The organism is bacterium (genome assembly GCA_013360215.1).
Classification (GTDB): Bacteria; CLD3; CLD3; order SB21; family SB21; genus JABWCP01.
Window position 1 is genome coordinate 1 of sequence record JABWCP010000045.1, and the last position, 14627, is coordinate 14627.

At 46.4% G+C, this 14627-nt stretch carries 11 protein-coding genes and 1 tRNA gene; 11 read left to right on the plus strand and 1 reads right to left on the minus strand.

All coding sequences use genetic code 11. The features are described from left to right. The 5 genes from HUU58_15620 to HUU58_15640 all read left to right on the plus strand — a co-directional run. A partial coding sequence (locus HUU58_15620) for a hypothetical protein (protein NUN47103.1) occupies nt 1-337 on the plus strand: 337 nt, incomplete at its 5' end. 52 nt (nt 338-389) lie between these two features. Beyond that, nucleotides 390-1013, plus strand: a complete 624-nt coding sequence (locus HUU58_15625) for a response regulator transcription factor (protein ID NUN47104.1) — start codon at nt 390-392, stop codon at nt 1011-1013. 326 nt (nt 1014-1339) lie between these two features. After that, nucleotides 1340-1918 (plus strand): hypothetical protein, encoded by a 579-nt coding sequence (locus tag HUU58_15630; GenBank protein ID NUN47105.1) that lies wholly within the window; start codon nt 1340-1342, stop codon nt 1916-1918. A 113-nt stretch (nt 1919-2031) separates the two neighbouring features. Then, nucleotides 2032-6984, plus strand: a complete 4953-nt coding sequence (locus HUU58_15635; GenBank protein ID NUN47106.1) for a tandem-95 repeat protein — start codon at nt 2032-2034, stop codon at nt 6982-6984. 89 nt (nt 6985-7073) lie between these two features. Continuing rightward, nucleotides 7074-7763, plus strand: a complete 690-nt coding sequence (locus HUU58_15640; protein NUN47107.1) for an outer membrane beta-barrel protein — start codon at nt 7074-7076, stop codon at nt 7761-7763. Nucleotides 7764-8066: 303 nt separating this feature from the next. Here HUU58_15640 and HUU58_15645 read toward each other — a convergent pair whose 3' ends face one another. Continuing rightward, nucleotides 8067-8540 carry a hypothetical protein gene (locus HUU58_15645; protein ID NUN47108.1) on the minus strand — a complete coding sequence of 158 codons (474 nt, stop codon included), beginning with the start codon at nt 8538-8540 and terminating at the stop codon, nt 8067-8069. A 254-nt stretch (nt 8541-8794) separates the two neighbouring features. Here HUU58_15645 and HUU58_15650 point away from each other — a divergent pair, with 254 nt between their 5' ends. The 6 genes from HUU58_15650 (at nt 8795) to HUU58_15675 (ending at nt 14537) form a co-directional block, all read left to right on the plus strand. Further along, nucleotides 8795-10630 (plus strand): 2-oxoacid:acceptor oxidoreductase subunit alpha, encoded by a 1836-nt coding sequence (locus HUU58_15650; protein NUN47109.1) that lies wholly within the window; start codon nt 8795-8797, stop codon nt 10628-10630. A 67-nt stretch (nt 10631-10697) separates the two neighbouring features. Next, the gene (locus HUU58_15655) at nt 10698-11723 is read left to right on the plus strand and encodes a 2-oxoacid:ferredoxin oxidoreductase subunit beta (protein NUN47110.1); all 1026 of its coding nucleotides are present in this window, start codon (nt 10698-10700) and stop codon (nt 11721-11723) included. Between the two features lie 42 nt (nt 11724-11765). Then, entirely contained in the window at nt 11766-12743 is a 978-nt protein-coding gene (locus HUU58_15660; GenBank protein NUN47111.1) for a hypothetical protein, read from the plus strand. 4 nt (nt 12744-12747) lie between these two features. Beyond that, nucleotides 12748-13803 (plus strand): heat-inducible transcription repressor HrcA, encoded by a 1056-nt coding sequence (gene hrcA, locus HUU58_15665; GenBank protein NUN47112.1) that lies wholly within the window; start codon nt 12748-12750, stop codon nt 13801-13803. A gap of 45 nt (nt 13804-13848) precedes the next feature. Next, complete coding sequence (locus HUU58_15670; GenBank protein NUN47113.1) at nt 13849-14445, plus strand: nucleotide exchange factor GrpE; 597 nt, start codon at nt 13849-13851, stop codon at nt 14443-14445. 18 nt (nt 14446-14463) lie between these two features. Beyond that, nucleotides 14464-14537: transfer RNA gene (locus HUU58_15675), tRNA-Arg, on the plus strand. The last annotated feature ends 90 nt before the right edge of the window (nt 14538-14627 follow it).

A 14627-nucleotide genomic window follows, 5' to 3' on the forward strand; every position in this document is an offset into this window, starting at 1 on the left:
AAAAAATATTACCGTAAAGTTTGAAAGTACCGGGATGGATGAAGCCATCACGCTGCCGGTACTGGTGAAGCAGAATGTGTATCTGATCTTTAAAGAAGCGGTGAATAACATATATAAGTACGCCGACGCAACGGCGGTGGTGATACGGCTGACACTCAAAGATAAGCAGATCCATCTGGAGGTGGAGGATAATGGCGGAGGTTTCACAGGCGGTGTTACGATGGGCGGAAACGGGATGAAGAACATGAGAATGCGTGCCGAATCTTTAGGCGGTAAGTTTGACGTCAAATCCGGCCAAGGCGTGACGATTCGGATTGTGATACCAATACGGGATTGATTATCAATAAGCATAGGAGTATAATAGTGTGATTAGTGAAAGAGAAATGCCCATGATTTGCGTTTCAATCGTCGAAGACGATAACGATATTCGCAATGGTATTACCAAATACCTGAGCAGCCAACCCGGGTTTAAGGTATTATCATCCGATCCGACGGCAGAACTTTTTTTGGCCCGTATGGAAGAAGGGCCGCGCCCGGATATCGTATTGATGGATATTCAATTGCCGGGCATGAGCGGCATAGATGGTATTCGCATACTAAAGCGTAAGTGGCCGCAGGTAGATATCGCGATGCTTACCGTGTATCATGACGAAGAAAAAATTTTTCAATCTTTATGCGCGGGTGCTTCCGGTTATCTTTTGAAAAATACACCCTTGGTTGAGTTGCGGGATGCTTTGACCGAACTGAACGCCGGCGGTGCGCCGATGTCGCCGCAAATCGCACGTAAAGTGATTCAGTATTTCAGTCCCAAACCCAAAGAAGATGACGTATTGACGGCTAAAGAGCGTCAGGTAGTCCAGGGTTTGGTGGACGGACTCAGTTATAAACTGATTGCCGCACAGATGAATGTGTCTATTGATGCTATCCGTTTCCACATCAAAAATATCTACAAAAAACTGCACGTCAACTCCAAAGGCGAGCTCGTCTCCAAGTTTATTCGCGGACAGATTTGATTATGAACACGATCATGTAGTGTTTTTTTACTGCACGAAAGTATTTATTACCATAAATAACTCTCGTGTTCCAAGTGAAAAAATTCTTTCAATTCCTTTCTGTATCGGCCTTTCTCCACCTGTTTCTTTTAGTTATAGTTGGGGTTCTGATTTATATCCTCATTCTCAGTTTTACCGGCTAACATAAAACCAAGGCACTACATTCAAATACGGTATCGTTTGCGGGAGGCTACATTCAGATGTAGCACTAATGGGTTGTTTTTCTTTTTATCCTATCGTGTACGTGATATCCAAAATCAGTTTCTACATAAAAAAGGTTCATCATTATGAAAATGATAGCATGGAGCATTTTGCTTTGTCTGATGACGGCTTGTAGCAGTGGTGGTGCTGGCAAAGAAGATTTATCAAAGGAAGCTCAACAAGCTTTCACTGAAGGAAATTACGAAGATGCGTTGGCAAGTTTCTTAAGTCTTGTCGAATCAGATCCTGTAACGGGTTATACCGGTGCGGGTTGGAGCGCGGTGAGGTTGCATGACTACGCGAATGCCAATGTTTATTTCCAGACAATTGCGGCCGCCAAAGATGCCGATGCCTATGCCGGCTGGAGCCTCACGGGGTGGGCGCTGTCGGATTTTAATTCCGCGATACAGCGTGCGGATACCGTGCTTTCCAAGGACGCTGATTTTGTGCTAACGTTGGATGACGGGGTTACGGCAGCGGATCTGGTATTGGTTCAGGCATTGTGTTATTATGAAAATAATAATTTTTCTATGACGCTTCAAAAAATAAAATTGATAGACAGCGGGTTCAATGCCGACCTCAATGGCTCAGATATTGCACAGGTATTGGCGGTTAAGCTGGAGCAGTTATCCGCTCTATTTTCAAAAACGGTGGCGAAAGGGTAATAATCATGAATTTTTTTACAATACATAAGCACAATACAACACGTATAATAATCTCGAGCGCGTTGATTTTATTTTTCGCTTCGACGCTACATGCACAGAGCCGGGTTTCTTTTTTGACAGGGGAATTCGAAAAAAGTAGTCGTGAGAGCAACGAAGCCTTTCTGCGCCGTACCCTAAGAGCGGCGGAGGAAATATCATTCAAGAGGTTGAGCCGTGAAACAGACCGCTACGGTAAAACGCACGAGAGCTTCCAAATGATGTACCGTTCGATCCCCGTGGAAGATGCTATCATCAAAGTGCACTCCGACCACCGGGGTATCTATGCCGTCACCGGCGAAACAGATTTACCGGCACACATTGCGATTACACCTAAAGTAGAAGAAGTACAAGCGCTATCCAAAGCGACAGGAAATATCGGTGCGCAAGCGTACAAATGGCAGGATGCACATGAAGAAAAAATATTAAAAGAAGTTACCGATAATCCTCAGGCGAGCTTCTATCCTAAGGCCGAAACAGTTGTCGTCAATATCGCTAAAGAAGGTGAACGTCCGGATTTTCGCTTGGCGTACAAGTTTGATATTTATGCGTCCAAACCGGTGAGCCGCGATTGGGTATACGTGGATGCATCCTCGGGCGAAGTGGTTCGAAAAATAAATCGGATATATCATGGAACAGCTACTGGTACCGCGGCTACGCGGTATGCAGGAACACGCACGATCAAAACCGATTCGATCGCACCCAATCAGTTCCGCCTCAAAGATATGACCCGCGGCAATGGTGTTATTACCTACAATCTCAATCACAGTGTCAATGATGCGGACTCGACACATTTCGTGGATAACGACAATCAATGGACCGCCGCTGAATACCATAACGGTAACTCGGACGATGGCGCACTTGATGCGCACTGGGGAGCCGGAGTAGTATATGATTACTGGAAAAATGTGCATAACCAAAACAGTTGGGATGGTAACAACGCCCCAATGATCAACTTTGTTCATTACAATACTAATTACCCAAACGCTTTTTGGGACGGTTACTCCGTGCACTACGGGCAGTATCAATCTGTAAATCCGTGGACAGAATTGGATGTCGTCGGGCACGAATTTGGGCACGGCCTTATGTTTGGGCTATCCAATCTGAATTATTCAGGAGAAGGGAAAGCGCTGCATGAAGGATGTGCTGATATTTGGGGGGCTCTGGTTGATAACTACGGTAATCAACAATTTGGCATGAACCGCGACGTGTGGGTATTCTCTGAATCTATTGCCTCATCGAGAGATTTCAATTTTTTGATGACTTATAAATCCATTGATTGGGATTTTTCGACGGGTGCTACGGGGCATATCAATGGTCAGGTAGCGCGGTATTGGTTTTACCTATTAGTCAATGGAGGTTCCGGTGCGAATAAATTTGGAATAAATTATAATATAACACCGATAGGAATCTCAGAAGCAGAAAAAATATTTTATCAGGCGTTCAAACAATATGTGACGCCCAATTCCAATTTTTCTGATTTCAGACAAGCGACCGAACTTGCTGCTCAGGATGTCAATTCTGCACATGTGGCTACGGTCAAAGCCGCATGGGATGCCGTGGGCGTGCCCGGCGTAGTGGGGGCTACTATAGGCTGTATGCCATCCGGCACACAGCAAGGTAATATTCAGATTGATTATGTCTCTATCAGCAATAAAGGCGAATTCCCGGTCAATCCGGGATGGTCTTCGGGTGGATACATCAAGAAGAACTATGTATTCAATTTGATCCTCGGTAAAAAAGTGAAAATGATGATTTCTTATCCTGACGCCACGGCAAAACATTATGCGATGTGGATGGATATAGATCGCGACGGTCAATTTGAGGAACCTTCCGAACGACTAGCCGGAGGAACTGTATCGGCCTCTTCATCGGCCGATTCGATTCAGTTACCAATATTGCTTGGTGGTTCATCGTCCTATGGTACTGTGCCGGTTCGATTAGCCGTTAGCGCCAATCCAATCGCAGGCGCTTGCGACGATGTCGTCGGCGAGGTGGAAGACTTTACTGCGTATTTGAGTCCACCGCAGGTGATTGACGGCTATCAACTTAATATCGGTGCTAATGCGGATTCTGAACTTATCGGAAAATTTAAAATAGGTTCGCTTGAGAGCCCGGTATTGTTTTATCCAAGCGATGGCTTTAAGAATCTTGCAGGATCAAATCTCTTAAACGATGCCGGATACACTTTATGGGCATTTGCCGGAGAGTCCTATTCTGTGAATTTTTCTGTTTTTAGATTTTCAGAGTCTGCTATTCTGGCTTCCTATATAGAACATTTTAGCGTATGGATAGATTTTGATGCCAATAAAGTATTTGACGCCGATGAATTAGTTTTTCAGGGAAGCGGACAGGATTCAGCCGTTGGTTACATAAAAATACCTGCGTTTATAACGCCCGCTGATTCGAGGATGCGTGTCCTCATGAGTCGCGGTACGCCTGTCATGGATCCTTACGTTACACCGGATTATGGTGAAGTTGCTGATTATAATGTTCGTTTTTTTGCAAATCCGCTAACAGCCGATGGATACAAAGCGCCGCGTGGAAATTGTTGGCATACTTATGTTACACTGCCCGAATATTTGATAACGGATTCAATTACTATCGGCTCATTGACCATGCAAACAGGTCGCATAAAGGACGGTGGATATCATGATCTCATGGCAGCCTCCACACTAACGGTTCCTTTGAATTCAACGCAAGCCTCTGTGCGTTTGACGCCATTCATAGATCCCAATTTGCAAGCCGTAGACTCGGTGCATTATAATATTTGGGTGGATTACAATGGCGATAAAGATTTTAATGATGCCGGTGAGCATGCATTTTATCACTACGGGAGATCCAAAGCCAACGGGGTTTTAACGATACCCGTCGGTCTTGCAGCTGGCTTAAGTACACGTATGCGCCTCAGTATAAGTTATTTCCAAAATCATGTTAATGCGGATTCTCTGGTTGCGTTTGGTCAGATCATGGATTTAGGTTTTGCGATTCAGGCACCGTTCACACGCTCAACACCTTTGGTTAATATTAATCTCAATGAGGATTTTGGAACAGCGACGGCGGTGATTCTAAAAAATGGTCTCTCAGGAAATACCACGGGACTTTCTTTTAATGCGTCAGCTTTATCCGGAGGCGTCACCGTCAATCGGAGCGTGGACACCATTCGTATCGCGAGCGTAGCCGATTTTAACGGTCAAGTCAAAATCGCGATGACAACTTCGGACGGTAGCTATACACTGTACGACACGATCACCGTCACCGTCAACCCCGTCAATGATGCGCCGTATGTTAGCGCGGGTGTTCGTGATACAATGCTTAACGAGGACGTACCGAAAACTTTTCTGATGCGCATGAGTGATCATTTTTCGGATGTGGATCAGGATGCGCTTACGATTCAATCGAATGTGTTGTCGGGTAGCGCGCAGATCACAGTAAGCGATGATTCTCTGTATATTGAACCGGCGATAAATTTCAACGGAGATGTGGTCGTCGAACTTATGGCGTCGGATGGCGATTTGTCCGTATCGGATACGTTTATTGTGCAAGTGACTCCCATACAAGACGCCCCGTATCGTGTGACAGCGTTGCGCGATACGTCATTTAATGAAGATGTGAGTAATCAGTTGGTTACTAAACTCACATCATATTTTTCCGATCCGGATAATGATCTTCTGACGTACAACGTACTGATAGTATCCGGTATCGTATCGGCACGTATAGGTCAGGACTCTCTGTACATCACTGCACAAGCCGATGCTACGGGTCCAAGCTCACTGCGCATTTCGGCCACAGACGGAAATACATCCGTGTATGACACGATCACCGTCACGGTGACGCCCGTCAATGATGCACCGCTATTAGCCTTAGCTTTGCGTGATACGACATTGTCACAGACTTTTACGCGGGCGTTTATTGAAAAGCTGACCGATAATTTTACCGACGTGGATAATGGCACGCTACAGTATTCGGTTACATCGCTGACGAGCGGGCTGACCGCTTCGCTGGGCAATGACTCGATCTATGTTACCGGTTCTAATCTGGCTACCGGCACGGCTAAAATCGCCGTACAAGCCAGTGACGGATCATTAACGGCTAACGACACATTACAGATAACGATCATCGACGTGACTGCACCATCGGGTTTTGTTGCAGCATTGGCATCACCATTGCTTCCGCGCGTTCGCTTTACGGTCGGCGGTAATGAAATATTGAATAGCGCCGCATTAACGGTCAATAATGCGTCGGTCACGCTTACCAAGCGGGACAGCAAACGTTATTCCGGTCAATACGATCTCACGACGCTGCCGACGTCACTCACCGTGGTTGGCACGGTCACGGATTTGGGTAATAACGTGAGTCCGGCGATCAATCGTACGATTCAGGTGAGCACGCTCAGCAAACCGCTGGCGATCCATGGTTTCGAACTCGCACGGGTTTCAGGGGCAAAAGAGAGTATCGTACTGGTAAGCGAAGAAGAAATCGGCATGAATAAATCAGATGCGACAATGCAAGCCGTGACGATCAGTTTTGATGAAACGATGACGATTCGTCTGTCCGCGCCTGTACAACATCGGGACAAAGGCCGGTATCGCATCGTGCGGTGGACGGATGAAGAAAAATATCCCGACTATTCGATGATTTCCGTCTGGCAGGAATGCACGATGCAATACAAAGCTGGCGTGGTCATAACGACGATAGAAAAGTCCGGCACGTATGCGTTGGTCTACGATTCCGAAGCCGAGGTATTGCCGACGGAGTTTGTGCTCAATCAAAATTATCCCAACCCGTTTAACCCGACGACGACGATTCGTTACGATATTGCGGTGTCAGGGCAAGTGTCGCTTATCGTCTATAATCTGCTCGGGCAAAAGGTGCGTACGCTGATCAATGGTTATGCGCCGCAAGGAACGTATCGTTTGCAATGGGATGGTAATAATGATATGGGCCAACGCGTTTCATCCGGTGTGTATCTTTACCGCCTGGAATCCGGAGGAAAACGATTCACTAAGCGTATGATGTTCTTGAAATAGTGAATGTTTAGTACGGTTCACGTTTGAAGGCATGAGGTTTCCTGTAAAAAACCTTTGGATTCAGATGGTTTATAAAAAGCAGAGGAAAAATGAAGTGGTTTAAGAGATTAGTGTTTTTGAGTATGGTGTTATTTTTCGGATTATCACTGCAAGCGCAAGAGGATGGGGAAAGCAACGATGCCGGACATCCTAAAACAAAATTCGGAATCGGTATTTCGATTGGAACGAATACGCACCGGTTTGGTGATGATGAAGATTACAAATTCTACAAAACCGGGGCGGTTATGGGTATTTATGTGCCCATTAATATCAATGGCAAGTGGCGCATGGAACCGGAAGTAAGTTTTAATACGATGTCCGGTAAAATAAATAGTGAAGAAGGAATTTATTCTTATTCATCCAGCTCGACGTTGAAAATATCACGATATGGCGTGGGTGTTCTTTACCGCAAAAAACGAGAACAGACAGAAACCTATCTTGGCGTACGCTTTGGTAAAGCCTTTGTAGAAGACAAAAGTAGCTCTTCGTACGAAGAACCTGGTTATGAGAATGCCCGTAGTGAAAAACGGAATAGATCCGACTTGTATCTCGGACCGGTGGCGGGTGGTGAATATTATTTTTCTCCTTTTTTTAGTATTGGCGGCGAAGCGCAGGTGATCTATACGAAAGTCGGTCGAACTTATGGTGATGAATACGAGGATGATGAAGACGGTAATATTGACTTCGATGTTCATGCGTGGGATACACGTGCTCATTTGTTTGTCCGATGGTATTTTTAAAGCATGGGATTATCGTGAACGGATTCTTTTTATTAAGAATAAATTAACCCACTCTCAATGAGAACCGGCGGCGTGAACGGGTAGTAACCTCAGTAACGCCGTTTTTTTTATTACCGATGAAAAAACCACATTGTCATGCAGTAGTGTTTCGAAAGGATTAACTCTAAATTATCAGAGCAAATTTTATGAAAATAGCAAAATAAGCAGGCAACATGGATTTACAATCACCGATGATACAGACGATACTGGTTATTGCCTCGGGCCTTTTGATGATAGGATTGATACTGACGCTGATTGTTAGTTTTACCGGGTAAGTTGAGTTATGTGCGACTCATTTACCGAAATACCCAAATCCGTTTCAATCATCGCGACACGTTTTAATATTTGCGTGATCAAATCCATCCAAGCATCATGTATAGCGTCGGAACAATGATTATCCGACGACTCTTTTATAGCCGACAACAAAGCGTTCCCCACGTTACGAAAATTGATTACATGTAATCCCAGCATGTGACCCTTTTCTATCACCGCATACAATTCATGCCAGGCTCCTTGAGCGTTGGTCGCATTTTTGATCAGGAGCTTCATAAGATGATCAAAATGTTTTTGTTGTTGATCTGAGCAGAACGGCGTGAGGTGTAAAAACCGCTCATCCAATACGGTCAATCGATTAAAAAATAGAGACGGTACGTTTTTTTTCTCTGCAAATCGCGCGTAGCTGGACAAGATTCTTAATACTTTATCTTCGGATGTCAGGAGAGCGGAGGTTATTACCATGTTTTCTTTGATGGAATAATTAATGGGATAAAAATACGTTTCTTTGGGCAGAGTATAAAAAAGAGTGGTGCGGTCGGTAAACTACATGAACATGCAGGACTGCAAATCCCGGATACGGCACATGAATATAAAAATCATCAAACTATTCCCGGCTGGCTCTTGCACTTTTGATGCCTGCGTGTTATGTTGTCCCGATGTAGCAGATTAGACAGGTAAAGTCATGTTATTCATTCTTGGAAAGGTGTTAATGTTATATGGCCGCTGAATCGGTCTTGAATCTGGACGAAGTAACGATCCGCTTAGCCGGTGACTCCGGTGATGGTATGCAGCTTGTCGGTACGGAATTGACGAATGCATCGGCGTTGCTCGGTAACGATGTCGGCACACTGCCGGATTACCCCGCGGAAATTCGTGCACCCGCCGGTACATTGCCCGGTGTGAGTGGTTTCCAATTGCACATCGGAAGTTTTGATATCCATACGCCCGGCGATGAAGTGGACGTCCTAGTCGCGATGAATCCCGCCGCGCTTAAAGCCAATATCAAATCCCTCAAACCCAACGGCGTATTGATCGTCAATGCGGAATCGTTTGGCGAACGCGATCTGAAACTGGCCAACTGTGCGACCAATCCGCTCGAGGACGGTACGGTGGACGGTTATCAGCTTTTTAGAGTGGATATGTCGTCTCATACCAAAGCGGCGCTCAAAGATACGGGGCTTGATCACAAATCCATGGAGCGTTGCAAAAATTTTTTTTCACTCGGCATGATAGCCTGGTTGTACAATCGTCCGATGGACGGTACGATCAAATTTCTTAAAGAAAAATTTGCCAAAAAGCCTTTACTCGCCGAGTCCAATATCCTCGCTATGAAAGCGGGTTATGCGTATTGCGAAGCGACAGAAGCCTTTGCTAATTCGTATGAAATCCCTCCGGCCAAGTTACCCGCCGGAAAATATCGCAATATCAGCGGAAACGAAGCGATCGCTTTAGGTTTTGTAGCGGCTTCTCAAAAATCGGGATTGGAATTGTTTTTAGGTTCGTACCCGATCACGCCGGCCAGCGATATTTTGCACGGTCTTGCGAAGTATAAAAATTTTGGCGTTAAAACGTTTCAGGCCGAAGATGAAATCGCGGCGATATGCGCAGCGATCGGCGCTTCATTTGCCGGTGAACTTGGCATCACGAGTACGTCCGGCCCCGGTGTCTGTCTCAAAAGCGAAGCTATAGGTCTTGCCGTGATGACCGAGCTTCCGCTGGTCGTGATCAATGTACAACGCGCCGGTCCGAGCACAGGGCTTCCTACCAAAACCGAACAGTCCGATCTTTTGCAAGCGATGTTTGGACGTAACGGTGAATCGCCCGTGCCCATCATTGCGGCTTCGCGTCCGGCCGATTGTTTTGAATGCGCCTACGAAGCAGCACGCATTGCAGTCAAATATATGACGCCGGTATTTCTGCTCGCCGACGGATATATCGGTAATGGCGCCGAACCGTGGCTCATTCCCGATTCCGATAAACTCAACGAATTTTCTGCGCATCGGACGTTCACCGGTGAAAAGTTTACGCCGTATGTTCGCGATGAAAAAACGCTTGCACGCCCGTGGATTGTACCGGGTACGCCGGGATTCGAACATCGTATCGGCGGCTTGGAGAAAAAAAATATCGCCGGTACGGTCAATTACGAACCGGAAAATCATGATTATATGGTGCGCATTCGCGGCGAAAAAGTGAAACGTATCGCGCAGGAGTGGAATCCGTTATCAATAGACGGACCGGACTCGGGTGATCTTTTGGTGATCGGTTGGGGCGGTACCTACGGCGCAATTCGTACAGCCGTTGATCGAAGCCGCGAAAAAGGATTGAGCGTGTCCCGTATTCATCTGCGTTGGATCAATCCGTTTCCGCAAGATCTTGGCGCGATTCTCAAACGATTCAAACATGTACTGATTCCTGAAATCAATCTCGGCCAACTCCGCATGTTGATCCGTGCGGAATATCTCGTGGATGCGATCGGACTCAATAAGGTGACCGGTCAGCCGTTTAGCGTACGTGAAATCGAAAATAAAATTACGGAAATTTTAAAGAAATAATTTTTCTGCCCGATCGTTGTTAATAACGTCGCGGTGCAGAGTTAAGAAAAAGAAGCAGGTTTATACGATGGTACAGGATATCAAACCCGTTTACGCAAAAAAAGATTTTGAATCCGATCAGGAAATTCGCTGGTGCCCGGGATGCGGCGACTACTCCATCTTGGCACAAGTACAGCGTACCTTGCCGGAATTTCAAACACAAAAAGAAAAATATGTATTTGTGTCGGGCATCGGTTGTTCCAGCCGCTTTCCGTATTATATGAATACCTACGGATTTCACTCGATTCACGGGCGCGCGCCCGCGATTGCAACCGGCATCAAAGCCGCCAATCCGGAACTGACCGTGTTTGTCATCAGCGGCGACGGGGATTCGCTGTCCATCGGCGGTAACCATTTTCTGCACGTTTTGCGACGTAATTTGGATATCAATTATCTGCTGTTTAATAACCGGATTTATGGATTGACCAAAGGTCAATATTCGCCGACTTCCGAAACGGGCAAAATTACCAAATCCACGCCGATGGGCTCACTGGAACATCCGCTTAATCCTTTATCCGTAGCACTCGGTGCCGGAGCGACATTCGTAGCACGCGCGATGGATCGTGATCCCAAAGGACTTCAGGATGTGATTCGCGCGGCGATCAAACACCGCGGTACGTCGTTCGTCGAAGTATACCAAAATTGCAATATATTCAACGACGGCGCGTTTGAACATTTAACGGAAAAAGACACCAAACCCGATAATACGATATGGCTTGAGCATGGCAAACCGCTTGTGTTTGGTGCCAAAAAAAATAAAGGGATTCGCCTTGACGGATTCAAACCCGTTGTTGTCAATCTGGAAGACGGTTCGAGCTCTGTCAACGATCTGCTCGTGCACGATATGCACAATACGGATCCGGTGATGGCATTTATATACAGCCAGATGACCGAAGCGCCGGGACTTCCTACACCGATCGGTGTTTTCCGCAGCATACAAAAAAGTTGTTATGAGGAAGATATGCGTACTCAGATCGCCTTGGCTAAAGACAAAATGGGACCCGGTGATCTGAAAAAACTTTTGCATAAAGGCGATACGTGGACGGTCGAATAACGACCCCCGTGGGCTTTGGGATTTTGAAAAGGAGAGTTGATCATGAAAAAAGGAAAAATTAGCATAACGTTAGCCGGTCTTTGTTTTTTGTCGTTTACCGGTTGCGGCAAATCGGAATGGGTGACATTTTCCGATACTAAAAAAGATCAAATCACTTCCATCGTCGAGAGCGGTGCGTCCATTTGGTATGGTACGCGCACCGGTCTTGTACAGTTTGACAAAGCCACCGAAAAACGTAAAGTCTATACCGTCAATAACGGCCTGCCGGATAACGATATCAAATATGTGACCCGCGATGTAAAAGGTAAAATATGGATCGGTACGAACCTTGGTTTGTCTTCTTTTGACGGTCAAAACTGGGACGTTTATTCCACCGCCGAATCGAAATTGCCCGGCGATTTGATCAATGGTATCGCGTTTGAGAATACGACAGTGTGGGCGGCAACGGGCGGAGGACTTGGGCGCTTCGACGGCACCGAATGGACGCCGTACACCCATACCAATTCCGGTCTTTTGGATGACGTGGCTCAATGCGTTGTCGTGGATGCAGCCGGAAATAAATGGATCGGCACACAAGACGGCGGCGTATTCAAATTTAAAGACACGACATGGGTTGGTTACGATACGACGTCCTATAGCCCTATCAAAATGCCGGTGGTCAATATCAAAAGTATTGCGATCGAAAAATCAGGCATCATATGGCTTGGTTCGGCGCGCGGTCTGATGCGATTTGATGGAAAAAAAATAGAACTGTATAATACGACGAACTCCGGCATTCCGGATAATCTTATTCGGGGTTTGGCGATTGACGGCACCGGGAACAAATGGATCGCTACGACCAAAGGCCTTGTCAAGTTTGACGGGACAAAGTGGACTACATATACTATTGCCAATTCGAAACTACCGGCGGATCGTGTGACGGCAGTTTTCGTCGGCGATAAAGATCATATTTGGGTGGGCTGCGAAGGCTGGGGACTCACGGTATTCAGAGAAACCGGCGTGACATTGACAGAAGAGTAATGCGATGATACCTCTCTCAGAACGCGAATACATTGTGTTACGCAAAATCGTTCAATCGTTTATCGAAAACGGAACGCCGATAGGTTCACGCACGTTGTCCAAAATTTTGCCGTGGGAATTGAGTGCGGCGACGATACGTAACATTATGGCGGATCTGGAAGACAAGGGCTTACTTACGCATCCGCACACATCGGCCGGTCGTATTCCTACGGATCGAGCATACCGCGCGTATGTGGATGCGATGGCGGGGCCGATATCGTTACCGGCTGAAGACATGGCGACAATATCGGATGCCGTACTGGCGCTCGCACGTGACATTTCGCGCATACAAGACGGTGTTGATGAGATTTTATATCACTCCTCCAGAGCCTTGGCCAAAATTTCTAACGAACTCGGCATTATCCTCGCACCCCAATTTCATCAGAGCGTATTTGATCGAATGCGGTTTTCGGAAGTTGCACACGACCGGGTATTGATCGAACTTTCCCTGCGTAGCGGATTTGTCAAAACGGTTATTCTGGATGTGCGTGACAGTTTGTCGCGTGAACACTTGCACGAGATCAGCTTGGCCATCAACGAACGCCTGAGCGGTCTCACCGTAGATGAAATTCGCAAATCATTCGGCGAACGACTCCGGGATTTACGTTATCGTTTCAGTGACCGCCAAGAAGCGTTGGTACGTGTGTTGCTCAATTCGGCGGCGCAGTTATTTAATTTTAGCACGCGTCAGTCTGTGACGATGGCAGGAACGAATAATATTTTAGCCAAACCGGATTTTGTCGGGCGTACGGAGATGCAGACAATGTTTGCATTACTGGAGGAAAAAGAGCGCGTAGCGGGTATCTTGGCCGAGCGTTCGTCGGACCGCGTAACAGTGACGATCGGGGAAGAGAATGGTGTATCTTCGATCAACGGTTGCAGCATCATCACGGCGCCTTACCGTATGGGTGAAGGCACCGGAACCGTGGGCATCATCGGTCCTAAACGTATGCCGTATGAAAAACTAATTCCGCTCGTCGAACATACAGCCCGTGTATTGGATAAAGCTTTTTCAATTTAAACTAATAACTATTTCACCAACTAATTAAAACACGTTTTTAAAACTATGTCTGACAGTCCGTCTCCCGTATCCGAAGAAACACCCGTCGTAGAAAATACGACCGCTAATGAAACCGTAGCATCCGCGTCGGAAGATCTGGATGCAATGGAAAAACCTGCCGAGGAACAAGCTAAAATAGAAACCCCGGATTATGAAACCCAGATCGCTGCGCTGAAAGATCAACTGGTGCGTGCGCTGGCGGATCATGATAATTTCAGAAAACGTAAAGCCAAAGAATTTCAGGAACTCATCCTGACCGCCAATGAACGGTTGTTGACGGATATTCTTCCTGTGCTGGATGATATGGAACGCGCAATGAAAGCAGCAAAAGATGTACCTACGGATGATCCCAAGGTGCAGCAATTTGTACAAGGCTTTGAATTTATCTATAAAAAGACGATTAAGATACTGACGGAAAAAGGTTTAAAGCCTATGGAGTCGGTCGGAAAAATATTGGATCCCAATCTGCACGATGCATTGATGCAGCTGGATATGCCGGACAAAGAATCCAATACCATCGTGGACGAGCATGAAAAAGGTTATTATCTCAACGATAAAGTCATTCGTCATGCCAAAGTGATCGTCAGTAAAAAACCGGAATAAGTTTTTTATTCGATATTCGCCCTCGTAGCTCAGCTGGATAGAGCAGCGGTTTCCTAAACCGTTGGTCGCACGTTCAAATCGTGTCGAGGGTACAATCAGCAGAAGATCAATGGTCGTCACGCCAACGGCGTGATCGAGGGTACAATCAGCAGAAGATCAATGGTCGTCACGCCAACGGCGTG

Coding starts and splice junctions, on each gene's coding strand:
- HUU58_15670 (NUN47113.1), top strand. CDS start 13,849: ATGTCTGACAGTCCGTCTCCCGTATCCGAAGAAACACCCGTCGTAGAA.
- HUU58_15645 (NUN47108.1), bottom strand. CDS start 8,540: ATGGTAATAACCTCCGCTCTCCTGACATCCGAAGATAAAGTATTAAGA.
- hrcA (NUN47112.1), top strand. CDS start 12,748: ATGATACCTCTCTCAGAACGCGAATACATTGTGTTACGCAAAATCGTT.
- HUU58_15625 (NUN47104.1), top strand. CDS start 390: ATGATTTGCGTTTCAATCGTCGAAGACGATAACGATATTCGCAATGGT.
- HUU58_15630 (NUN47105.1), top strand. CDS start 1,340: ATGAAAATGATAGCATGGAGCATTTTGCTTTGTCTGATGACGGCTTGT.
- HUU58_15650 (NUN47109.1), top strand. CDS start 8,795: ATGGCCGCTGAATCGGTCTTGAATCTGGACGAAGTAACGATCCGCTTA.
- HUU58_15655 (NUN47110.1), top strand. CDS start 10,698: ATGGTACAGGATATCAAACCCGTTTACGCAAAAAAAGATTTTGAATCC.
- HUU58_15640 (NUN47107.1), top strand. CDS start 7,074: ATGAAGTGGTTTAAGAGATTAGTGTTTTTGAGTATGGTGTTATTTTTC.
- HUU58_15660 (NUN47111.1), top strand. CDS start 11,766: ATGAAAAAAGGAAAAATTAGCATAACGTTAGCCGGTCTTTGTTTTTTG.